At 60.9% G+C, this 22,363-nt stretch carries 17 protein-coding genes; 8 read left to right on the top strand and 9 right to left on the bottom strand.

Going from position 1 to position 22,363, the window contains the following annotated elements; translation table 11 throughout:
• Window positions 1–2 precede the first annotated feature (2 nt).
• The 4 genes from ABTV22_RS24855 (at window position 3) to lpxC (ending at window position 4,433) form a co-directional block, all read left to right on the top strand.
• Window positions 3–869: a cell division protein FtsQ/DivIB gene (locus ABTV22_RS24855; RefSeq protein WP_433737050.1), complete on the top strand. Its 867-nt coding sequence runs from the start codon at window positions 3–5 to the stop codon at window positions 867–869.
• A gap of 14 nt (window positions 870–883) precedes the next feature.
• Complete coding sequence (ftsA, locus tag ABTV22_RS24850) at window positions 884–2,143, top strand: cell division protein FtsA (RefSeq protein WP_175391042.1); 1,260 nt, start codon at window positions 884–886, stop codon at window positions 2,141–2,143.
• Between the two features lie 72 nt (window positions 2,144–2,215).
• Window positions 2,216–3,409: a cell division protein FtsZ gene (gene ftsZ, locus ABTV22_RS24845; protein ID WP_433737049.1), complete on the top strand. Its 1,194-nt coding sequence runs from the start codon at window positions 2,216–2,218 to the stop codon at window positions 3,407–3,409.
• 112 nt (window positions 3,410–3,521) lie between these two features.
• Window positions 3,522–4,433 (top strand): UDP-3-O-acyl-N-acetylglucosamine deacetylase, encoded by a 912-nt coding sequence (gene lpxC, locus ABTV22_RS24840; protein ID WP_085584860.1) that lies wholly within the window; start codon window positions 3,522–3,524, stop codon window positions 4,431–4,433.
• Between the two features lie 425 nt (window positions 4,434–4,858).
• Here the strand turns inward: lpxC and ABTV22_RS24835 are convergent, their stop codons facing one another.
• The 8 genes from ABTV22_RS24835 to ABTV22_RS24800 form a co-directional block, all read right to left on the bottom strand.
• Entirely contained in the window at window positions 4,859–6,358 is a 1,500-nt protein-coding gene (locus ABTV22_RS24835; RefSeq protein WP_433737048.1) for a GGDEF domain-containing protein, read from the bottom strand.
• A gap of 164 nt (window positions 6,359–6,522) precedes the next feature.
• On the bottom strand, window positions 6,523–7,791 hold the full coding sequence (locus tag ABTV22_RS24830; RefSeq protein WP_433737047.1) for an OprD family porin: 1,269 nt from the start codon (window positions 7,789–7,791) through the stop codon (window positions 6,523–6,525).
• A gap of 247 nt (window positions 7,792–8,038) precedes the next feature.
• Window positions 8,039–8,263 carry a hypothetical protein gene (locus tag ABTV22_RS24825; protein WP_433741504.1) on the bottom strand — a complete coding sequence of 75 codons (225 nt, stop codon included), beginning with the start codon at window positions 8,261–8,263 and terminating at the stop codon, window positions 8,039–8,041.
• A 297-nt stretch (window positions 8,264–8,560) separates the two neighbouring features.
• Window positions 8,561–9,925, bottom strand: a complete 1,365-nt coding sequence (locus tag ABTV22_RS24820; protein WP_433737046.1) for a heavy metal sensor histidine kinase — start codon at window positions 9,923–9,925, stop codon at window positions 8,561–8,563.
• Window positions 9,915–10,592, bottom strand: a complete 678-nt coding sequence (locus tag ABTV22_RS24815) for a heavy metal response regulator transcription factor (RefSeq protein ID WP_427581286.1) — start codon at window positions 10,590–10,592, stop codon at window positions 9,915–9,917. Before ABTV22_RS24815 ends, ABTV22_RS24820 begins: the two co-directional genes overlap by 11 nt.
• Window positions 10,593–10,601: 9 nt before the next feature.
• Window positions 10,602–13,703 (bottom strand): multidrug efflux RND transporter permease subunit, encoded by a 3,102-nt coding sequence (locus ABTV22_RS24810; protein ID WP_433737045.1) that lies wholly within the window; start codon window positions 13,701–13,703, stop codon window positions 10,602–10,604.
• Complete coding sequence (locus ABTV22_RS24805; protein ID WP_433737044.1) at window positions 13,700–14,860, bottom strand: efflux RND transporter periplasmic adaptor subunit; 1,161 nt, start codon at window positions 14,858–14,860, stop codon at window positions 13,700–13,702. The genes ABTV22_RS24810 and ABTV22_RS24805 overlap by 4 nt, the downstream gene beginning before the upstream one ends.
• 695 nt (window positions 14,861–15,555) lie before the next feature.
• Window positions 15,556–16,524, bottom strand: coding sequence for a LysR family transcriptional regulator (locus ABTV22_RS24800; RefSeq protein ID WP_433737043.1), 969 nt, complete (start codon window positions 16,522–16,524; stop codon window positions 15,556–15,558).
• Between the two features lie 260 nt (window positions 16,525–16,784).
• On the opposite strand from ABTV22_RS24800, the gene ABTV22_RS24795 reads away from it, so the two are divergent.
• From ABTV22_RS24795 to ABTV22_RS24780, 4 genes are all read left to right on the top strand, one after another.
• Window positions 16,785–18,284 carry an efflux transporter outer membrane subunit gene (locus tag ABTV22_RS24795; protein ID WP_433737042.1) on the top strand — a complete coding sequence of 500 codons (1,500 nt, stop codon included), beginning with the start codon at window positions 16,785–16,787 and terminating at the stop codon, window positions 18,282–18,284.
• 223 nt (window positions 18,285–18,507) lie between these two features.
• On the top strand, window positions 18,508–20,703 hold the full coding sequence (locus ABTV22_RS24790) for an FUSC family protein (RefSeq protein ID WP_433737041.1): 2,196 nt from the start codon (window positions 18,508–18,510) through the stop codon (window positions 20,701–20,703).
• 22 nt (window positions 20,704–20,725) lie between these two features.
• A complete protein-coding gene (locus ABTV22_RS24785; RefSeq protein ID WP_433741503.1) occupies window positions 20,726–20,926 on the top strand; it encodes a DUF1656 domain-containing protein in 201 nt (66 codons plus the stop codon).
• Between the two features lie 10 nt (window positions 20,927–20,936).
• On the top strand, window positions 20,937–21,791 hold the full coding sequence (locus ABTV22_RS24780) for an efflux RND transporter periplasmic adaptor subunit (RefSeq protein ID WP_433737040.1): 855 nt from the start codon (window positions 20,937–20,939) through the stop codon (window positions 21,789–21,791).
• A 130-nt stretch (window positions 21,792–21,921) separates the two neighbouring features.
• On the opposite strand, the gene ABTV22_RS24775 is transcribed toward ABTV22_RS24780, so the two are convergent.
• Window positions 21,922–22,311: a DUF4440 domain-containing protein gene (locus ABTV22_RS24775; RefSeq protein WP_433737039.1), complete on the bottom strand. Its 390-nt coding sequence runs from the start codon at window positions 22,309–22,311 to the stop codon at window positions 21,922–21,924.
• Window positions 22,312–22,363 lie beyond the last annotated feature (52 nt).

The following is a 22,363-nucleotide window of genomic DNA, read 5'->3' as shown; positions in this document are numbered from 1 at the left end:
CCATGCAAGGCGCACAGCTTCGTCATCAGCCACCCGCACCCGGCCGCAAGCCGGTGCCGCGGGGTGCCAGCCGAATGGTGGCCAAAGAGCCGATGTCTGCGCGCCTGCCGAAAGCCAACTTCGGCTTTCTGAAAAGCCTGTTCTGGCCGGTACTGCTGGTGGCATTGGGCTTCGGTACTTACGAAGGCGCGCAGCGCTTGCTGCCCTACGCCGATCGGCCAATCACCAAGATCAACGTGCAGGGCGACTTGAGTTACATCAGCCAGCAAGCGGTGCAGCAGCGGATCGCCCCCTATGTGGCGTCGAGCTTCTTCACCATCGACCTGGAGAACATGCGTACCGAGCTGGAACAGATGCCGTGGATTGCCCACGCGGAAGTGCGGCGGGTATGGCCGGACCAGGTGGTGATTCGCCTGGAAGAACAACTGCCGGTAGCCCGCTGGGGCGACGAGTCGCTGTTGAACAACCAGGGGCAGGCGTTCACGCCGCGTGAGTTGGCGAACTACGAACACTTGCCGCAGTTGTTCGGCCCACAGCGGGCTCAACAGCAAGTGATGCAGCAATATCAGGTACTGAGCCAGATGCTCAGGCCGCTGGGATTCTCGATCGCGCGCCTGGAGTTGCGTGAGCGAGGCAGCTGGTTCCTGACCACCGGCCCTGGCAGCGCGGGCCCCGGAATCGAGCTGCTGCTGGGACGCGGCAACCTGGTGGAAAAGATGCGCCGTTTCATTGCCATCTATGACAAGACGCTCAAAGAACAGATTACGAACATTGCGCGCATCGACCTGCGCTACGCCAACGGCCTCGCTGTTGGCTGGCGGGAACCTGTAGCGCCGACGGCAGCCGTACCCGCTGTCGCGAAGAATTAAGAGAGGCAGGACCCATGGCAAACGTGCAAAGCGGCAAAATGATCGTCGGTCTCGATATCGGCACCTCCAAAGTGGTGGCGCTGGTAGGCGAGGTCGCGGACGACGGCACGCTCGATATCGTCGGGATTGGTACGCACCCGTCCCGCGGCCTGAAAAAAGGCGTGGTGGTGAACATCGAGTCCACCGTGCAGTCGATCCAGCGCGCCATCGAAGAAGCGCAGCTGATGGCGGGTTGCCGAATCCACTCGGCATTCGTTGGCGTGGCCGGCAATCACATCCGCAGCCTGAACTCCCACGGCATCGTGGCGATTCGTGATCGCGAAGTGAGCTCCGCCGACCTCGAGCGCGTGCTCGACGCCGCCCAGGCCGTGGCGATCCCGGCCGATCAGCGCGTCCTGCACACCCTGCCGCAGGATTACGTGATCGATAACCAGGAAGGTGTCCGCGAGCCCCTGGGCATGTCCGGCGTACGTCTGGAAGCCAAGGTTCACGTGGTCACCTGCGCCGTCAATGCCGCACAGAACATTGAAAAATGCGTGCGTCGCTGCGGCCTGGAAATCGACGACATCATTCTCGAACAACTGGCTTCCGCGTACTCGGTGCTGACCGATGACGAGAAGGAACTGGGCGTGTGCCTGGTGGACATCGGCGGTGGTACCACCGACATCGCGATCTTCACCGAAGGCGCGATTCGTCACACCGCAGTGATCCCGATTGCGGGCGACCAGGTGACCAACGACATCGCCATGGCGTTGCGCACACCGACCCAGTACGCCGAAGAGATCAAGATTCGCTACGCCTGCGCCCTGGCCAAACTGGCCGGTGCCGGCGAAACCATCAAGGTGCCAAGCGTTGGCGACCGTCCGCCGCGCGAGCTGTCCCGTCAGGCCCTGGCCGAAGTGGTCGAGCCGCGCTACGACGAGCTGTTCACGCTGATCCAGGCTGAGCTGCGCCGCAGCGGCTACGAAGACCTGATCCCGGCCGGCATTGTGCTGACCGGTGGTACCTCGAAAATGGAAGGCGCCACTGAACTGGCCGAGGAAATCTTCCATATGCCAGTGCGCCTGGGTGTGCCTCACGGCGTGAAAGGCCTGGATGACGTGGTCCGCAACCCGATTTATTCCACCGGTGTCGGCCTGTTGATGTACGGCCTGCAGAAACAATCCGACGGCATTTCGTTCTCGGGTATCGGCAGCCGCGACAGCTACAGCAACGAAGAACCGAAGGGCGCCTTGCTCGATCGCATCAAGAGCTGGGTCCAAGGCAATTTCTGATTTACCGCAACACCGCAGCACAGCAACAAAAGCAGTAGGCGAAAAAACTAGAGAACGTAAAGGAGAGGGAAAATGTTCGAACTCGTAGACAACATCCCCGCAAGCCCGGTCATTAAGGTTATCGGTGTTGGCGGTGGCGGCGGCAACGCCGTGAATCACATGGTCAAGAGCAACATTGAAGGCGTCGAATTCATCTGCGCCAACACTGATGCCCAGGCGCTGAAGAGCATCAGCGCGCGGACCATCCTGCAATTGGGTACCGGCGTGACCAAAGGTCTGGGCGCTGGCGCCAACCCTGAAGTAGGTCGTCAGGCCGCTCTCGAAGATCGCGAGCGCATTGCCGAAGTCCTGCAGGGCACCAACATGGTGTTCATCACCACTGGCATGGGCGGTGGTACCGGTACCGGTGCTGCGCCGATCATTGCTGAAGTGGCCAAGGAAATGGGCATCCTCACCGTTGCGGTGGTGACCCGTCCGTTCCCGTTCGAAGGTCGCAAGCGCATGCAGCTGGCCGACGAAGGCATCCGCCTGCTGTCGGAAAGCGTCGACTCGTTGATCACCATTCCCAACGAGAAGCTGCTGACCATCCTGGGTAAAGACGCCAGCCTGCTGTCGGCTTTTGCCAAGGCTGACGATGTACTGGCCGGTGCCGTTCGCGGTATCTCCGACATCATCAAGCGTCCGGGCATGATCAACGTCGACTTTGCCGACGTACGTACCGTAATGAGCGAAATGGGCATGGCGATGATGGGCACTGGCTGCGCCAGCGGTCCGAACCGTGCACGTGAAGCGACCGAAGCGGCCATCCGTAACCCATTGCTCGAAGACGTGAACCTGCAAGGTGCGCGCGGCATCCTGGTGAACATCACCGCCGGTCCTGACCTGTCCCTGGGTGAGTACTCCGACGTGGGTAGCATCATCGAAGCCTTCGCTTCCGAGCACGCCATGGTCAAGGTCGGTACCGTTATCGATCCAGATATGCGTGATGAGCTGCACGTAACTGTCGTAGCAACCGGCCTGGGCGCTAAAATCGAGAAACCTGTGAAGGTCATCGACAATACCGTTCATACCTCGATCGCTTCGCAGCCACAACAACAAGCCCCTGTTCGTCAGGAAGCTCCAGCGGTGAACTACCGCGACCTGGACCGTCCGACCGTCATGCGCAACCAGGCCCAGGCCGGTGCTGCGACTGCCGCGAAGATGAATCCGCAAGACGATTTGGATTACCTGGACATTCCGGCTTTCCTGCGTCGTCAGGCCGATTGATGAAATGTATCAGGGCTATGAAGGTGATTGGTGTTCAGCAAAGGCGTGGTCTGCTATCATCGCCAGCCTTTGTTGATACCAGTTCGCAATTTGCGCTGAAGCGGCCCAAGCCATGATTAAACAACGCACACTGAAAAATATTATCCGTGCCACAGGTGTAGGTCTGCACTCCGGGGAGAAGGTTTACCTGACCCTCAAGCCTGCGCCGATCGACACCGGCATCGTCTTTCGCCGTGCCGACCTCGATCCTGTGGTCGAGATCCCGGCTCGTGCGGCCAACGTCGGTGAGACAACCATGTCGACGACGCTGGTCAACGGTGACGTCAAGGTGGATACGGTTGAGCACTTGCTTTCGGCCATGGCTGGCCTGGGCATCGATAACGCCTACGTCGAGCTCTCCGCGTCCGAAGTCCCGATCATGGATGGCAGCGCTGGACCCTTCGTATTTCTGATTCAGTCGGCTGGCCTGGAAGAACAGGACGCCGCCAAGAAGTTCATCCGCATCCTGCGGGAAGTGACAGTGGAAGACGGCGACAAACGCGCCACTTTCGTCCCTTTCGACGGGTTCAAGGTGAGCTTCGAGATCGATTTCGATCACCCGGTTTTCCGTGACCGCACACAAAGTGCAAGCGTGGACTTTTCCAGCACTTCGTTCGTAAAAGAAGTCAGTCGCGCCCGTACCTTTGGTTTCATGAGTGACATCGAGTACCTGCGCAAGCACAACCTCGCACTCGGCGGCAGCGTTGAAAACGCTATCGTGGTCGACGCGGATGGTGTACTGAACGAAGACGGCCTTCGCTACGAAGACGAATTCGTGAAGCACAAGATCCTCGATGCAATTGGTGACCTGTACCTGCTGGGCAATAGCCTGATTGGTGAGTTCAAGGGCTTCAAGTCCGGTCACGCACTGAACAACCAGCTGCTGCGCAAGTTGATTGAGCAGACAGATGCCTGGGAAGTCGTGACGTTCGAAGACGCCAGCACTGCACCGATCTCTTACATGCGTCCTGTTGCGGCCGTGTAAGTAAAAACCTCTCTAGTTTTTAAAGGCCACCTTCGGGTGGCCTTTTTTTGTCCAGAATTTGGTGGTGACTTCACCGGCCCCATCGCGGGCAAGCCTCGCTCCTACAGGGGATCGCCGGCCCCATCGCGGGCTACAGGGGATCGCCCGCCCCATCGCGGGTTACGGGGATCGCCGGCCCCATCGCGGCTTACGGGGATCGCCGGCCCCATCGCGGGTTACGGGGACCGCCGGCCCCATCGCGGGTTACGGGGATCGCCGGCCCCATCGCGGGCTACAGGGGATCGCCCGCCCCATCGCGGGTTACGGGGATCGCCGGCTCCATCGCGGCTTACGGGGATCGCCGGCCCCATCGCGGGTTACGGGGATCGCCGAACCCGTAGGAGCGAGGCTTGCCCGCGAAGAGGCCAGTAGCGTCAACGCAAAATTCAGGCAGACACCACCCGATTACGCCCCCCATCCTTGGCCTGATACAACGCCTTGTCTGCCGCAAACAGCAGTTGCTCCAGGCTGATGTCGCTCGCTGTCGTCCAGGTGCTGATGCCAATGCTGACCGTCATCGGTTGGTCATCGCCTGCCATTGTTGGCAATTGCTCCACCTGCCCGCGAATGCCTTCGGCGATCTGCCGCGCACCCTCGTTGCCGGTTTCAGCCAGGATCACCGAAAACTCCTCGCCGCCGTATCGGGCGACCAGGTCTGTCGGGCGATGGACGTTGGCGCCAATGACCTTGGCCAGCGAGCGCAACGCCTCGTCGCCGGCCTGGTGTCCGTTGCGATCGTTGAACGCCTTGAAATGATCGGCATCGATCATCAGTAGCGACATCGGTTTGCCCGAGCGTCGCGCCCGAAACCACTCATGGCGCAAGGTCTGGTCGAGGGTTCGACGGTTGGCCACGCCGGTCAAGGCATCGGTGGCGGCCAGTTGTGCCAATTCCTGTTCAGCGATGTGGCGCAGGCGCAACTCGCGGCAGAGCAGCCAGGTCAGCCAGAGCAGCGCAGCGCACAGGACCCCGGTGGCACCGCTGATCACAATGGCCGTGCGCCTCCAGGTGGCAAAGACCTCGTCACTGGCCAATGCGACGATCACTGTCAGCGGCAGGTTACCGACCCGGCTGAAGGTGTACAGGCGAGACTTTCGGTCGATACTCGACACGCTGTCAAAGCTGCCGCTGCCCTCGCGCAACATGCGCACGACGTTGGGCCGACCGGCAAAGCTTTTGCCAATCGAGCTGTCCTGCCGAAACGGCTTCTGCGCCAACAGGACCCCGTCATCGTTGATAACGGCCAGTGTGCTGCCAGTGCCGATGTCGAGGCTGTTGAACAAGTGGTCGAAGTACGCCAGGCGCATCGAGGCCACCGCGACCCCCAGAAACTCGCCAGTACTCGAGGACATTCGACGGCTGAAGCTGATTTGCCATTCATTGCTGTAATCGCAATCGCAGCGAGGTTTGAAGGGGCGGCTGATGTACATGCCAGTGTCGCGGTTGAAGGCTTGGGCGAGGAAATAATCACGGTCAGCGAAGTTGCCCGGTTTGGGTTCGATCAGCGACGAGTCAGCGAGCACTTCGCCGTGCTTGTCGAGCAACAGGACGTCACTTTTGTAGCGTGCGGTGGTGGAGCGATCGAAGAGTATCTGGTGGCGGATCTGCGCCGGCACCTGCTTGAGGTCATCGCGTTGTGCGGCGGCGACCAAGCCTTGCAGGGTCAGGTCGTAAAGCTCCACCGTGCGCAGCACGTCGGCATCGATCAATTGCGCGACGGTGGTTGCACTGCGTATGGCCTCCTGATGAGCGTTGGCATGCTCGCGGATCAGTAGAAACGTCACGATGCCGAGAATCGCAATGACCGTCAGGCTGCTGCCGAGGATCACTAGACGCTCAGGGCGCCTGGCGCTGCCTGAGGGGGATGGGGTGCGGCGTAGGGGCATGGGGCTCAAGTCTGCTTGAATGACTTGATAAGCGTAGTTGTATAACTGTAGGAGCGAGCAGGCTCGCGATGGTCGTGAACGATTACGCGAAAAACCAGACGCCCCGGGGTGCTCTTGAGTTTTTCGCGAGCAGGCTCGCTCCAACAGATTTCGTCCAGCGTTGATCAGAAAATATTGATCGGATAGTCGACGATCACCCGGTATTCATCGGTGTCCTGATCCAGTGCGCCATAGCCGTTGCCACCACGGTTGGTTGCCCATTGAACACGCACCGCCAAGTCCTTGGCTTGACCGCTCTGCACCACGTATTTCATTTCAATATCGCGTTCCCAGTGCTTGGCATTCTTGCCGTCAGCGCTGTACCACGCGGCATATCCGGGGCTGTCCGGATCGACCTTGGTCAGGTCCAGTTCGCCACGGGAGTAAGACAGCGCCGACGTCAAGCCAGGCAGGCCCAGTCCGACGAAGTCGTAGGCGTATTTGAGTTTCCACGAGCGTTCGTTGGGGCCGTTGAAGTCCGAGTACTGCTGAGAGTTGTCGAGGAAAACGCTGTCACCCTGGTTGATGTAGTCGAACGGCGTGTTGCCGTTGACCCGCTGGTAAGCGGCCGTAACGCTGTGATTACCCACGCCAACGGTGAAATGCAGGCTGTAAGTGTTGTTGTCGATGTTGCCCAGCAGTGCATCACCGGTGTCCTGGGTGTGATAGAAGTGCAGGCCGGGGTTGAGACTGACCAGGTCATTGAGCGCCCAGGTGTAATCCAGGTCGTAGTAGTACTGGTTCCAGATGTCCTTCAGTTCGGCCGCGTACAGGCTGCTGGTCAGCCCCGGCAGACCGCTCCAGGCCACACCGGCCCAGTTCAGGTGCTGGCTCTCCTCACCCTGGGGCAGGCTGCCATAAGACGTACCGATGCGCGTATGGCCGCTCTGGTTGTAGAGCTTGGTGAAGCTGGCCTGTCCACCCTCAATCAACACGCCGTCGAAACTGTGGTTGGTCAGGCTGACCCCGCGAAAGGTCTGCGGCAGCATGCGGGTTTCGCCACCGGCAATCACCGGGTTGGCAAGAAACAGGTCGCCGGCCTTCAACTCGGTATCGAAGGCGCGCATTTTCAGGGTGCCTCCGGCGGTCGAGAACGACCCCGGCGCTTTGCCGTTGCCATCGCTGACCGGCAGGATGCTTGAATTGTCGGTGCCACCACCGCCATCCAGCTTGAGCCCGAGCATGGCGTGGGCGTCAATGCCAAAACCTACCACTCCCTCGGTGAATCCGGATTCGAATACCCCCAGAAAGCCTTGGCCCCACTCGATGTTGTCGTCGGCTTGCTGCAAGCGGTTGCGGTTCATGTAGTAGTTGCGTGCATTGAGCTTGAGGCTCGAGCCGTCGACAAATCCTGCCGGGGCCGAATCGTCGGCGGCGGACACGTTAGAGGCCATCGTTACAACGAATGCAATGAATAACGGAGTGGGACGGAATTGGAAAAGCACGTGCGGTAAAGCTCCTTGGTCAACTTTGAACGTCACTGTTTTTGAAATTGGAAAGGGTGTTCAGCTCAGATGGCACAGCAATAAGTTTGAAAACCACAACGAAAAAAAGCCGCTGATAGCAGCGGCTTGGAGGACAACTTTTCAAGGGGAAGAGCCGATGAAAAGTGTCGAGGGAAACAGGAGCGATGCGCAAAAATCAGCTGTCTTTTTCAACCTGTGGCTGGGCGTGAATGCTTGATGCTTGCGGGGCCTGGGTGGCTTCCTGGGCTTTGGCGGTCATCTCGATCTGGTGTTCTTCGTAAGCGGCGGCGCGTGCGGTGTTATGCGCGACGAAAGATTGCGATTCTTCCGCCATGACGAACGGAGCGGCGAACAAAGAGGACAAAACGAAAGCGCTGGCAATACCCATACTGTTGGACATCTTAAAAACCTTCTTGCTTGGCAAGTGCTGTTTGGTGCGGGCAAAGATAAGGGGGGAGGGCGATTGGAAAAAGAGCGGATTCATGAAAGGACTGTTGCGGGAAAGGCAACAGTTGGTTTTTTGTGGATTGCTCTTTGTGGCGAGGGGATTTAGCGAAACGTCGCACCGCCCCGTTCGGCTGCGAAGCAGTCGTAAAAACGGCCTGCACGCTATGTCTGACGAAAAGATGGTGTTTGTTTTAGGGGCTGCTTCGCAGCCCAACGGGGATAAATCCCCTCACCACAAGGGGCGTGTGAATCAGACAGGCAGATGGATGCCGAAGGTGTTCATGCCATGGTCACTGCGCACGAACACATCCCCGCCATGCATCAGCGCAATCGCCTTGACGATGGCCAGCCCCAACCCGTGGTTGTTGCCGCTGTTGCTGCGTGACGCATCGACCCGGTAGAAACGTTCGAACAGACGCGGCAGGTGTTCGTTGGCTATTGGTGAGCCAGGGTTCGCCACACCGATACTGACCTGATGCTCTTGGGCTTCGATGCGCACCTGGATCACCTGTCCGGGCTCTGTGTGTTGCACCGCATTGTTCAGCAGGTTGATCAACGCCCGACGCAGATGAGCGATTTCGATGCGCACCTGGGCATCGCCACTGACCTGCACCTGGACGTGGGCATCTTCGAGGATGAAATCCAGGTATTCCAGGGTCGTCGCCACCTCATCGGCCAGCGATGTGGACGTCAGTTTGGTGGCTTTGCTGCCCTGGTCCGCGCTGGCGAGGAACAGCATGTCGTTGATGATTGAGCGCAGTCGCTCAAGTTCTTCGAGGTTCGATTGCAGCACCTCGAAATAATGCTCCGCCGAGCGGCCTCGGGTCAGCGCGACCTGGGTCTGGCCGATCAGATTGGTCAACGGCGAGCGCAGTTCATGGGCGACATCGGCGTTGAACGACTCCAGCCGCGAATAAGCCTGCTCGACCCGCTCCAGCGTGGCGTTGAACGAGTTGACGAACTGGTTCAGCTCCGGCGGTAGCGACGACATTCGCAGACGTCCGGAACGCAATGGCGGGGCCAGGCGCTGGGCTTCCTGCGACAACTTGATCAACGGCTTCAGGCCGATCCGTGCTACCCAGTAACCCAGCGCCGAGGCCAGCAGCACACCCACAATCGCCAGGCTGATCAGGGCGATCAGCAATTGATGCTGAGTTTCATAAAAGGTCTCGGTGTCGATGCCGATCATGAAACGTAACGGTGGGCGCTGATCCTTGGCCGGGAACTGGCTGACCAGCACTTTCAGCGGGTAGGGTCGGTCTGGCAACGTCATGTCACGCATACCCAACGGGCCTTGGGCAAACGCGCGGATCTGCGGTGTCAGGTTGCCGTATTCGTAGTGCGGATCGCCGCTGGTGATCCAGAAACTGATGCGTTTGTCTTCCTCGCCCAACAAATTCAATTTGCTGTTGATCTTGACCCAATGCTCCGGCGTGCCGTAACGGCCCACCGTGGATTCGAGCACGCTGTAGCGCGCGTCCAGCTCCGCTTCGGGCAGCAGACCCAAGCCCTTGTCGACCTGCTGATACAGCGCCCAGCCGATCAACAGGAACACCAACAGCGCGACCAGCGTGAACATGCCGCTCAGGCGCAAGGCAATGCTGTTACTGGACACCACGGCTCTCCAGCACATAACCCATGCCCCGGATCGTGTGCAGCAGTTTTTCATCGAACGGCCCGTCGAGCTTGGCCCGCAGGCGCTTGATCGCGACTTCGACGACGTTGGCGTCGCTGTCGAAATTGATGTCCCAGACCATTTCGGCAATCGCCGTTTTCGACAGGATTTCACCCTGACGGCGCGCGAGCACACTGAGCAGCGAGAACTCCTTGGCAGTCAGGTCCAGACGCGTGCCGCCACGGGTGGCCTTGCGGCTGATCAAATCTATCCACAGGTCGGCGATGCTCACTTGCACCGGTTCGTGGCCGCCGCTACGGCGTGTCAGCGCTTGCAGGCGGGCCACCAGTTCGAGGAAAGAAAACGGCTTGCCCAGGTAATCGTCGGCACCGTCACGCAGGCCTTTGATGCGGTCCTCGACCCGCTCGCGGGCGGTGAGCATGATCACCGGGGTTTGCTTGCGCGCACGCAGGGCGCGCAGTACGCCGAAGCCGTCGAGGCCCGGCAGCATCACGTCGAGGACGATCACCGCGTAGTCGCTTTCCAGCGCCAAGTGCAGGCCTTCCACGCCATCGCGGGCCAGGTCCACGGTGTAACCCTGTTCCGTCAGGCCGCGGTGTAGATAGTCCGCGGTTTTTTCCTCGTCTTCGATAATCAGAACGCGCATGACCCCGCCTCAGTCTGTGGTCGCCAGCGCCGGTAACGGCGAAGGTTTGGGCCGATGAAATAGCCGCTCCAGCCATAAGTATATGACTGGCGTGGTGAACAACGTCAGCATCTGGCTCACCAGCAAACCACCGACCACCGCGATCCCCAGTGGTTGGCGCAACTCGGCGCCGGTGCCGTAGCCGAGCATCAGCGGCAGGGCACCGAGCAGGGCGGCGAGGGTGGTCATGATGATCGGCCGGAACCGCGTGAGACAGGCCTGGAAGATCGCCTCTTGCGCTGGCAAGCCGCCTTTGCGTTGCGCTTCCAGGGCGAAGTCGATCATCAGGATGCCGTTCTTCTTGACGATACCGATCAGCAGCACCAGCCCGATCAGCGCCATGATCGAAAAGTCCTGGCCGCAGATCCACAACATGATCACCGCACCCAGACCGGCGGCGGGCAACGTCGAGATGATGGTCAGTGGATGCACGAAGCTCTCGTAGAGCACGCCGAGGATGATGTACACCGCCACCAGCGCTGCCAGGATCAACCAGGGCTGGCTGGCCAGCGAACTCTGGAACGCCTGGGCTGCCCCCTGGAAATTGCCGCTGATCGCCACCGGCATGCCGATCTCGGCCTTGGCCTGGTCGAGCATGATCACCGCATCGCCCAGCGCCACGCCAGGTGCCAGGTTGAACGACATATTGGCGGCCGGGAACATGCCGTCATGGGCGATGGACAACGGCCCGATGCTGGGCGCATCGAATCGGGCCAGCGCCGACAGTGGCACCATCTCACCGCTCAGCGGCGAACGCAGATAAAAGTAGTTGAGGCTTTCCGCCTTGCCGCGCTGTTGGGTGTCCAGTTCCAGGATCACGTTGTACTGGTTGACCTGGGTTTGGAATTCGTTGATCTGGCGCTGGCCGAAGGCGTCGTACAGCGCCTCGTCGACATCGCTGGCGGTCAGGCCGAAGCGTGCCGCCGCGCTGCGGTCGATACTGATGTGCGTGATGCTGCCACCCAGTTGCAGGTCGTTGGACACGTCGCGGAATGCCGGGTTGCTGCGCAGTTTTTCCGTCAGGCGCTGGGTCCAGGTACTCAGTACCGCGCCGTCATTGCTCTTGAGCACGTATTGGTATTGGGCACGGCTCGGACCGGAGCTGAGGTTGATGTCCTGGCCGGCGCGCAAATACAGAACGATGCCGGGGACCTTCATCAGTTGTGGGCGAATCCGGTCGATGAACTCACTGGCGGACACGTCGCGGTCACCGCGTTTTTTCAGGGCGATCCAGAAGCGGCCGTTGGCGATGGTCTGGTTGCTGCCCGACACGCCGACCGAATGCGAGAACGACTCCACCGCAGGGTCGGCAGCGACGATTTCAGCCATCGCCAGGTGTTTTTTCACCATGTCGCCGTAGGAAATATCCGCAGCGGCTTCGGTGGTGCCGAGGACAAAACCGGTGTCCTGGATCGGGAAGAAACCTTTGGGAATGAAGACGTAGCCGCCCACAGCCAGCGCCACCGACAGGCCGAAAATGCCGAGCATCAGCTTCTGGTGGGCGAGTGCACGGCGCAGGCCTTTTTCATAGAGGTCCAACAGGCGCTCGCCGAAACCTTTCTTGCCGTGGGCATGGTGCACCGGGGCGCGCATGAACAGCGCCGCCAACGTCGGTGCAAGGGTCAGGGAAACGACCACCGAAATCAGGATGGTCGAAGTGGCGGTGAGCGCGAACTCCTTGAACAACCGCCCGACCACGCCGCCCATGAACAGCAGCGGAATGAACGCCGCCACCAACGAGAAGCTGATCGAGACCACGGTGAAACCGATTTCCCCGGCGCCTTTGATCGCCGCCTCGCGCATGCCGTCACCGGCCTCCAGGTGGCGGTGGATGTTCTCCACCACCACAATCGCATCGTCGACCACAAACCCCACGGCCACCACGATCGCCACCAGCGTCAGGTTGTTCAGGCTGAAACCCATGACGTACATCAGGGCGAAACTGGCGACCAACGACACGCCAAGCACCGCCGACACAATCAGGGTTGCCGACAATTGGCGCAGGAACAGCGCCATCACCGCCACCACCAGCATGATCGCGATCAGCAGGGTTATTTCCACTTCATGCAGCGAGGCGCGGATGGTCTGGGTGCGGTCGATCAGCGTCTTGACCTGCACCGAGGCGGGCAGCATCGCTTCCAGGCTCGGCAACGCTGCCTGAATGCGGTCCACGGTCTCGACGATGTTGGCCCCCGGCTGGCGGAAGATCACCAGGTTGACCCCCGGTTGCGTGCCCGCCCAGGCCTGGACGTAGGCATCTTCCGAACCATTGACGACTTTGGCCACGTCCTTGAGATGGACCGGTGCCCCGTTCTTGTAGGAAACGATCAGTTGGCTGTAGTCATCGGGGTGGAACAGTTGATCGTTGGTCGATAGCGTCGAGATGCTCGACTCTCCGTACAGCGCGCCCTTGGCCAGGTTGAGGCTGGTCTGTTGGATCGCCAGGCGAATGTCCGCCAGCGTCAGACCGATGGCCGCCAGTTTGTCCGCCGAGACCTGGACGCGAATCGCCGGGCGTTGCTGACCGGTGATATTGACCTGGCCTACGCCGTCGATCTGACTGATCTGACGGGATAACAAGGTTTCTGTCAGGTCACTGAGTTCGGGGCCGGGCATCAGCGATGAGTTCACACTGAGGATCAGCACCGGACTGTCGGCCGGGTTGACCTTGCGCCAGGTTGGCAGGTTCGGCATGTCCTTGGGCAGTTTGCCGGCGGCAGTGTTGATCGCCGCCTGCACTTCCTGAGCGGCGGTGTCGATGCTCTTGTCGAGGGTGAATTGCAACGTGAGGATGGTCGAGCCCAGGGCGCTGCTCGAGGTCATCTGCGTCACGCCGGGGATGGCGCTGAACTGCACTTCAAGCGGCGTAGCCACCGAGGACGCCATGGTTTCCGGGCTGGCACCGGGCAATTGAGCCGACACCTGGATAGTCGGGAACTCCGCCTCGGGCAAGGGCGCCACCGGCAGCCGTGGAAAAGCGATGGCACCCAGCAGCACCAAGGCAAACGTCAGCAGTACCGTCGCTACCGGGTGGTCGATGCACCAGGCGGATACCGAACCGTGTCCCTTCATTGCGCGGCCTCCGATTGCACCACCTGCGCGGGCTCGGTCAGTACCTGCACGGTAGAGCCGGGCTTGAGTCGCGACTGGCCGTCACTGACCAACACGTCCCCCGGTTGCACGCCTTTGATGATGTTCTGGCCGCTGCCCTGATAGACCATCTGCACGGGTACGGTTTCGACCTTGTCGCCCTTGATTCGGTAGACGAAATGTTGATCGAGACCGCGCTGTACGACAGTGGGCGGCACCACCAGAGCATCTTTGTCCAACGCCGTCTGAATCTTTACCGTCACCAGCAGGCCCGGCCAGAGTTTCTGCCCGGCGTTGTTGAATTCGGCCTTGGCGCGAATGGTCCCGGTGTTGGTGTTGATCTGGTTATCGATCAGGGTCAGGTGGCCTTCACCCAGCAGGTTGCCGGTTTCGCCGTCGGTGTCGGCGCCGATGTAGGCCTTGACGCTGGCGTGTTGTGGGTCGTTGATCAGGCCTTGCAGGGTCGGCAGCATCTGTTGCGGCAGGGAGAATTCCACGGCGATCGGGTCGATCTGGGTGACGGTGAACAGGCCTTGGGTGTCGGTCATGCGCAGGAAGTTGCCTTCATCCACTGTGCGGATACCGACGCGGCCGCTGACTGGGGAGCGAATTTGTGTGTAGGACAGTTGTACTTGGGCCGCATCGATCGAGGCCTGGTTGCCCTGGGCGGTGGCCTTGAGTTGGTTGACCAGTGCTTGTTGCTGGTCGTACGTCTGTTTCGACACGCCGTCGTCGACGCTCAGCAGCTTGTAGCGCTTGAGGTTGACTTGCGCCACTTGCAACTGCGCCTGGCTTTCACCCAGTTGTGCCCGGGCCTGGTCGAGGCTGGCGCGGATCGAGCGGTCGTCGATGGTGGCCAGCAGGTCGCCTTTGTTCACCAGTTGGCCTTCCTTGACCATGATTTTGGTGAGAATGCCGTCGATCTGCGGGCGGACGACGACGCTGTGCAGCGACAGGACCGAGCCGATGCCGCTGACGAAGCGGGGGACGTCTTTTTCGACGACGGCGACCACGCGCACGGGGATGGCGGCGGGCGTCGCGAGTTTGGCCTTGGCGGGTTTGGTGGCATACCACAGGCCCAGCGCTGCCAGGACAATCAGAAGGGCGACGAGCAGGACGGGTTTTTGCTGGATTCGCATGCGAGTGAGGCGCCAGGGCTGGGTGATCGACAGGTTGGTATGTTCCTTTATAAACCTGTTTGGGGGTCAGGAAGGTGACTGGTAACTGACGGCGCTGTCAGTTTCGCTCGGGGCTTGGCGGCCTTATAGCCGACCATGCTGTGGGTGGGGGGGACATATCCGTTTCTTCGGTAACGGCGGCTTATGGTTTCGCCCTTACGGCGAGTCCCTTTTTCAGACGCCAAAAAGGAACCAAAAGGCTTCGCCCCGGCGTACGGCCCCTCGCTAAAGCTCGGGGTTCCTTCGCTCCGGCATTCATCCGGGGGCATCGCCCTCCGGTTGGCTTCGCTGGCACCTACATGCGATGGGTTCGACTGCGTCGAACGGCGCTGTGCGCCAATCCCCGGATGAACGCCTCCACTCAGCCTGCCGAAGGGGCGGGTGGATCAAGATCAAGATCAAGAGCTGCAGGCGAGCTGACACTCGGCCTGTTGAGTGGTGAAGAGCGGGTTGGGTGCTCGCGATTTGCTCTGTTCTTGTAGGAGCAAGGCTTGCCCGCGATGGCGGCCTGACAGCCGACCTGTTACTCACGGATGTATCCAATCCAATGTAGGAGCTGCCGCAGGCTGCGATCGTTTGATCTGCTTTTAAAAATCAAAATCAAACGATCGCAGCCTGCGGCAGCTCCTACACCGATTGTGCGATATCTGAAAGGATCAATTCGCCACTCGCGCCCCCGCCAAACTCCCGCTCAGTTCATAGGCCGCCAATTCCGCCTGATGCGCGGCCAACAGCTCCGGCAGCGACCCACGCAGGTGTTCTACCCAGGTTTTGATCTTCGCATCCAGGTACTGGCGCGATGGGTAGATCGCGTACAGGTTCAGTTCCTGTGAACGGTATTGGGGCATTACTCGCACCAGCGAGCCGTTGCGCAGGCCGTCGATGGCCGCGTACAGCGGCAGTACGCCGATGCCCATGCCGCTGATGATCGCGGTTTTCATGGCGTCGGCGGAGTTCACCAGGAACGGCGAGCTGTTGATCGTCACCATCTCCTGGCCTTCAGGACCGTCGAAGGCCCATTTTTCCAGGGGAATGACCGGGCTGACCAGGCGCAGACAGGCGTGGTTGAGCAGGTCGCTGGGCTTTTGTGCGCAGCCGTTGGCTTTGACGTAGGCCGGCGAGGCGCAAACGATGCTGTAGGTGATGCCCAGGCGCTGGGAGACGAAGCCCGAGTCGGGCAGTTCGCTGGCGAGCACGATGGACACGTCATAGCCCTCGTCCAGCAGGTCCGGGACGCGGTTGGCCATGGTCAGGTCAAAGGTCACGTCCGGGTGGGTCTTGCGGTAGCGGGCGATGGCGTCGATGACGAAGTGCTGGCCGATGCCGGTCATGGTATGCACTTTCAACTGCCCGGCCGGGCGTGCGTGGGCGTCGCTGGCTTCGGCTTCTGCTTCTTCGACATAGGCCAGGATCTGTTCGCAGCGCAGCAGGTAGCGCTTGCCGGCTTCGGTCAGGGCGATGCGTCGGGTGGTTCGGTTGAGCAGACGGGTTTGCAGATGGGCTTCCAGGTTGGAGACCGCGCGCGAGACGTTGGCGGTGGTGGTGTCCAGTTGCACGGCGGCGGCGGTGAAGCTGCCAGCCTCGGCCACGTAACTGAAGGCGCGCATGTTTTGCAATGTGTCCATGGGGTGCTCTCGGGTTCGATGGCAAATTGTGACACGAAGTTTCAGGGCCTGAGACCCAGACTTAAGGATTATCTCGTTAACGGTAACAAAGATTCACAGGAATCCCAGCTTATCGCCCGTAATACCCACCCATAGAATTGCGAGCACTGTAGGAGCCGGCTTGCTGGCGATGGCATCACCTCGGCCTATCTGCACACCGCAGCGATGCCATCGCCAGCAAGCCGGCTCCTACAACCTCTCCACCTCAGGAATTTTCAGCAGTGCCGCGTCGCATCAGCAGAGCGCTTTCGCCGCTCAGTATTCTGGCTTTAACCCTGGCAATCAGCGGCTGCATCGGAACCGGAGGTATTGCCCCGCAGGGCAAGGCGCTGGAGGCCAATTCACTGGTCACCGACGAAGCCATCCAGAGTGCCGCCCAGGATGCACACTGGCCCACCGCCCAATGGTGGCAGGCCTATGGCGACCCGCAATTGAATCATTGGATTGACCTCGCCGTGCAAGGCAGCCCGAGCCTGGCCATGGCCGCCGCTCGGGTGCGTCAGGCCAAAGCCATGGCGGGCGTGGCCGAAGCGGCCGAGTCGCTGCAGATCAATGGCGAGTCCACCCTCAAACGTCACAACTGGCCCACCGATCAGTTCTATGGCCCCGGTGATCTGGCCAACAGCACCACCTGGGACAACAACGCCGCGCTGGGCTTCAGTTATGCCCTGGACCTCTGGGGCCGCGAAAGCAACACCACCGAGCGTGCCGTGGACATGGCCCACATGACGGTCGCCGAAGCGCGTCAGGCCCAGCTCGAATTGCAGAACAACATCGTGCGCGTCTACATCGAACTCTCGTTGCATTACGCCCAGCGCGACATCGTCGAAGCGACCTTGAAGCAGCAACAGCAGATCCTCGATCTGGCACAAAAACGTCTGAACGGTGGTATCGGCACGCATTTCGAAGTCAGCCAGGCCGAAACGCCGTTGCCGGAAACCCATCGGCAGATCGATGCACTGGACGAAGAAATCGCCCTGAGCCGCAACCAATTGGCCGCGCTGGCAGGCAAAGGACCGGGGGAGGGTGCGCAATTGCAACGGCCGACGCTGTCGCTGGGCGCACCGCTGAAATTGCCGTCGTCATTGCCCGCGCAATTGCTCGGCCAGCGCCCGGACGTGGTCGCCAGCCGCTGGCAAGTGGCGGCGCAGGCCCGGGGTATCGATGTGGCCCATGCCGGTTTCTACCCCAACGTCGATCTGGTGGGCAGCCTGGGTTACATGGCCACCGGCGGCGGGGCACTGGAGTTCCTGACCGGCAAGAAACTCAACTACAGCGTGGGACCGGCGATTTCCTTGCCGATCTTCGATGGCGGGCGTTTGCGCGCCGAGTTGGGTGAAGCCTCAGCCGGCTATGACATCGCCGTGGCCAAGTACAACCAGACCCTGGTCAATGCGCTGAAGAACATCTCCGATCAGTTGATTCGCCGCGAGTCGATGGACAAGCAGCAAGCCTTCGCTGCCGAGTCGGTGGCCACGGCGCAGAAGACCTATGACATCGCGATGATCGCCTATCAGCGCGGGTTGACCGATTACCTCAACGTGCTCAACGCCCAGACATTGCTGTTCAAGCAGCAGCAGGTTCAGCAGCAGGTGCAGGCGGCGCGGTTGAGTGCCCATGCCGAACTGGTGACGGCGCTCGGCGGTGGATTGGGCGCGGGCAACGACGTGCCGAAAGACAGCCAGACCGCCGCCCCGAAAACCCCGGTCCTCCTACGGTGAACACAAAACCCGTGGGAGCTCACTTTTGTGGCGAGGGGATTTATCCCCGTTGGGTCGCGAAGCGGCCCCAAAAGCTGCAACCGCGTTTCAGCAGTAAAACTGCATTTGTCGGGTTTACGACTGCTGCGCAGCCGAACGGGGCGGTGCGACGTTTCGCTAAATCCCCTCACCACAAAAGCTCTCCGGCCGCAGGCATGCTTTTTTTGATGATGAGCAGGATTTGATGACCCCCATGCCCGCCCCTTTGCGCTGGCTGTACTCCCTGGAATGGCGCCGGGGTTTCTTCGACTGGGCACGCAGCGATGGCGTGACCTGGGTGTACATTTTCAAGGTGCTGATCGCCGCGTTCCTGACGCTTTGGCTGGCCATGCGCCTGGAGCTGCCGCAACCGCGCACGGCGATGATCACCGTGTTCATCGTCATGCAGCCACAAAGCGGCCAGGTGTTCGCCAAGAGTTTCTACCGCTTCCTCGGCACCCTGGCCGGGTCGGCGGTGATGGTGGCGCTGATTGCGTTATTCGCGCAGAACACTGAGCTGTTCCTCGGCGCGCTGGCGATCTGGGTCGGCATCTGCACGGCCGGTGCGGCCCGCAGTCGCAACTTTCGCGCCTATGGTTTCGTGCTCGCCGGTTACACCGCCGCGATGGTCGGATTGCCGGCGCTGGCGCACCCCGAAGGCGCCTTCATGGCGGCAGTCTGGCGGGTGCTGGAAATCTCCCTGGGGATTCTCTGCTCGACCCTGGTCAGCGCCGCGATCCTGCCGCAAACCTCCAGTGCCGCCATGCGCAATGCCTTGTACCAGCGCTTTGGCGTGTTCGCCCTGTTCGTCACCGACGGCTTGCGCGGGCGCAGCAAGCAAGAGGCGTTCGAAGCCGGCAACGTGCGCTTCATCGCCGAGGCGGTGGGCCTGGAAGGCCTGCGCAGCGTCACCGTGTTCGAAGACCCGCACATGCGTCGGCGTAACGGTCGACTCAGTCGCCTGAACAGCGAGTTCATGGGCATCAGCACCCGCTTCAATGCCTTGCACCAGTTGCTGGAACGCCTGCGCAGCAACGGTGCTGATCATGTGGCAGCAGCGATCAAACCGGGCCTGCAGGATCTGGCCGAACTGCTCGATGGCTTCAGCGGCCGAGCCCTGACCAGCGCCGATGCGGCACGGCTGGTCACGGCGTTGACGGCTTACAAGGCGGACTTACCGGCGCGGGTGCGCAGCCTGCGGGCGGTCTTCCAGGAGAGTGGCCCGAGCGACGCCGAGCAACTGGATTTCCACACCGCGTACGAACTGCTCTATCGCTTCGTCGATGACTTGCACAGTTATGCACAGACCCACGCGTCGCTGGCCGATCACAGCCACGAGCGCGAACAGTGGGATGAACCCTTCACCCCGCAAACCAACTGGCTGGCCGCTGCCGCGTCGGGTATTCGTGCTGCGTTCATTCTGGTGGTGCTGGGCAGTTATTGGGTGGCCACCGCCTGGCCAAGCGGGGCGACCATGACCTTGGTGGCCGCCGCTACCGTGGGCTTGTCCGCCGCCACGCCGAACCCCAAGCGCATGTCATTCCAGATGGCCTGCGGCACCTTTCTTGGCGCGTTGATCGGTTTCGCCGAGATGTTTTTCATCTATCCGTGGATCGATGGCTTCCCCTTGCTGTGCGTGATGCTCGCACCGGTCTTCGTGTTCGGCGCGTTTCTGGCATCGCGGCCGCAATACGCCGGGGTCGGTGTGGGTTTGCTGATCTTCTTCAGTATGGGTTCAGTGCCGGACAACCTCACGGTCTACAACCCCTACACCTTCATCAATGACTACATCGCCATGGTGATCGGCATGCTGGTCTGCGCGGCGGCAGGGGCGATCATTCTGCCGCCCAACAGCCGTTGGTTGTGGCGGCGTTTGGAGCAGGATCTGCGCGGCCAAGTGGTGTACGCCATCAGCGGCAAACTCAAGGGGCTGGCGTCGAGCTTCGAAAGCCGCACTCGCGACCTGGTGCATCAGGCCTACGGCTTCGCGGCGGGGCAGCCACAAGTGCAGCGCAATTTGCTGCGCTGGATGTTCGTGGTGCTGGAGATCGGCCACGCGATCATCGAGTTGCGCAAGGAACAGGCGACGCTACCGGTGCATCCGGCCTATGCCGAATCCCAGCCGTGGCGTCAGTCGATCCGGGTGATGGGCCGGGCGCTGGTGCGGCTGTTTCTGCAACCGGGGCAAAGCAATCTGGAGCGCGCCTTGGTGGCGGTCGATCATGCGATCAGCCGCGTGCAAGCCACCGATGAACCCTTCGCCCCGCACTTCGACACGTCGGCGTTGCGCCGGGTCAAAAGCTACCTGCACTTCATCCGAACTTCGTTGCTGGACCCGCAATCGCCGCTGTCCAGGTACTCACCCGCCGCCAAGCCTCAAGGACTTGCACATGCCCCGTGAAATCGCCTTCCACGGCGTGTACATGCCCCGTGAAATCGCCTTCCACGGCGTGTACATGCCGACCATGACCCTGATGTTTTTGATCGCCGCCGCGCTTGCCTGGGGGCTTGACCGGTTTTTCTCCGGGTTCGATTTGTACCGCTTCTTCTGGCACCCGGCTTTGCTGCGCCTGAGTCTGTTTACCTGTCTGTTCGGCGCCATGGCGCTGACTGTCTACCGTTGAGAACACTCTGATGAAAAAGTTTTTCAGCCTGCTTGCGACCCTGCTGGTACTCGCCCTGGCGATATGGACCGGTCGCACCCTCTGGGTGCACTACATGGAAACCCCGTGGACCCGCGACGGTCGGGTGCGTGCCGACATCATCAACGTCGCCGCCGACGTCACCGGCGAAGTGGTGGATGTGCCGGTGCGTGACAACCAGCTGGTGAAGAAGGGCGACCTGCTGATGCAGATCGACCCCGAGCACTACCGCCTCGCGGTGAAGCAGGCGCAGTCGCTGGTGGCCTCGCGCAAGGCGACGTGGGAGATGCGCAAGGTCAATGCTCATCGCCGTGCGGACCTGGACAACCTGGTGATCTCCAAGGAAAACCGCGACGACGCCAGCAACATCGCCGACTCGGCCCTGGCCGACTATCAACAGGCCCAGGCGCAACTGGAAGCCGCCGAGTTGAACCTCAAGCGCACGGAAGTCCGCGCGGCGGTGGACGGTTACGTAACCAACCTTAATGTGCATCGCGGCGACTATGCGCGCATTGGCGAAGCGAAAATGGCCGTGGTCGACATGAACTCGTTCTGGGTCTACGGCTTCTTTGAAGAAACCAAACTGCCCCACGTGCGGGTGGGCGATAAGGCCGACATGCAACTGATGAGCGGTGAAGTGCTCAAGGGGCATGTGGAAAGCATTTCGCGCGGCATCTACGACCGCGACAACCCGGAAAGCCGCGAGCTGATTGCTGATGTGAACCCGACCTTCAACTGGGTGAGATTGGCGCAACGGGTGCCGGTGCGGATTCACATTGATGAAGTACCGGAAGGGGTGCTGTTGGCGGCGGGGATTACTTGCACGGTGGTGGTCAAACCGATTTAACCCTGCCCCTGTAGGAGCGAGCATGCTCGCGATGGACGTCAACGATAACGCTGGAAGCCCGATGCCCCGCGGTGTTCTATCGTCCATCGCGAGCATGCTCGCTCCTACAGGGGGCGGGTGATTGAAGTGCTCAGCAGAACGTTTCCTGCAAATGCCGCCAAAGGATCTTGCCATCGACCTTCTCGAATACCACGGTCGAGCGGCGATCGGAGTGTAGGCCGGTAGCGTCGGTCTGTTGTTCGCGATAACTCACTGTCGCGCCGGCATCGTGCAGTGCGAGGCCACTCAGCTCGCTGAGCTGGATGCGAAAGCCGAGTTTCTTGCCGCCCGCCAGGGTGAACAGTTCGTTCAGCGCGTCGAAGTCCAGCACCCGGCCCAAGGGCGAGACCATGGAAAACTGTGGCGAGAAACGGCTCAGTAGGTGATCCAGTTCCGACATGTCCTGCTCCTCGGCCAGCCATTTTTCGATGGCGACGTGGGCCTGGATCACTTCGTCGAAGTAGTCGGTGTAGTCGGTCATGGTGATTCCTCAAATTCTGTGGTGTTTGTTCTGGCGCCATCGCGGGCAAGCC

Source organism: Pseudomonas putida (assembly GCF_050990305.1).
GTDB classification, from domain to species: domain Bacteria; phylum Pseudomonadota; class Gammaproteobacteria; order Pseudomonadales; family Pseudomonadaceae; genus Aquipseudomonas; species Aquipseudomonas putida_AH.
The sequence above is the reverse complement of the archived record's forward strand: the minus strand, read 5'-3'. Positions and strand labels throughout refer to the sequence as shown.

Bases quoted from the DNA above. Each gene is read 5' to 3' on its own strand.
- ABTV22_RS24785 (WP_433741503.1), top strand. From the start codon at position 20,726: ATGCCCCGTGAAATCGCCTTCCACGGCGTGTACATGCCGACCATGACC.
- ftsA (WP_175391042.1), top strand. From the start codon at position 884: ATGGCAAACGTGCAAAGCGGCAAAATGATCGTCGGTCTCGATATCGGC.
- ABTV22_RS24855 (WP_433737050.1), top strand. From the start codon at position 3: ATGCAAGGCGCACAGCTTCGTCATCAGCCACCCGCACCCGGCCGCAAG.
- ABTV22_RS24775 (WP_433737039.1), bottom strand. From the start codon at position 22,311: ATGACCGACTACACCGACTACTTCGACGAAGTGATCCAGGCCCACGTC.
- ABTV22_RS24815 (WP_427581286.1), bottom strand. From the start codon at position 10,592: ATGCGCGTTCTGATTATCGAAGACGAGGAAAAAACCGCGGACTATCTA.
- ABTV22_RS24830 (WP_433737047.1), bottom strand. From the start codon at position 7,791: ATGGCCTCTAACGTGTCCGCCGCCGACGATTCGGCCCCGGCAGGATTT.
- ABTV22_RS24805 (WP_433737044.1), bottom strand. From the start codon at position 14,860: ATGCGAATCCAGCAAAAACCCGTCCTGCTCGTCGCCCTTCTGATTGTC.
- ABTV22_RS24800 (WP_433737043.1), bottom strand. From the start codon at position 16,524: ATGGACACATTGCAAAACATGCGCGCCTTCAGTTACGTGGCCGAGGCT.
- ABTV22_RS24835 (WP_433737048.1), bottom strand. From the start codon at position 6,358: ATGCCCCTACGCCGCACCCCATCCCCCTCAGGCAGCGCCAGGCGCCCT.
- ABTV22_RS24825 (WP_433741504.1), bottom strand. From the start codon at position 8,263: ATGTCCAACAGTATGGGTATTGCCAGCGCTTTCGTTTTGTCCTCTTTG.
- ftsZ (WP_433737049.1), top strand. From the start codon at position 2,216: ATGTTCGAACTCGTAGACAACATCCCCGCAAGCCCGGTCATTAAGGTT.
- ABTV22_RS24790 (WP_433737041.1), top strand. From the start codon at position 18,508: ATGACCCCCATGCCCGCCCCTTTGCGCTGGCTGTACTCCCTGGAATGG.
- ABTV22_RS24810 (WP_433737045.1), bottom strand. From the start codon at position 13,703: ATGAAGGGACACGGTTCGGTATCCGCCTGGTGCATCGACCACCCGGTA.
- lpxC (WP_085584860.1), top strand. From the start codon at position 3,522: ATGATTAAACAACGCACACTGAAAAATATTATCCGTGCCACAGGTGTA.
- ABTV22_RS24780 (WP_433737040.1), top strand. From the start codon at position 20,937: ATGAAAAAGTTTTTCAGCCTGCTTGCGACCCTGCTGGTACTCGCCCTG.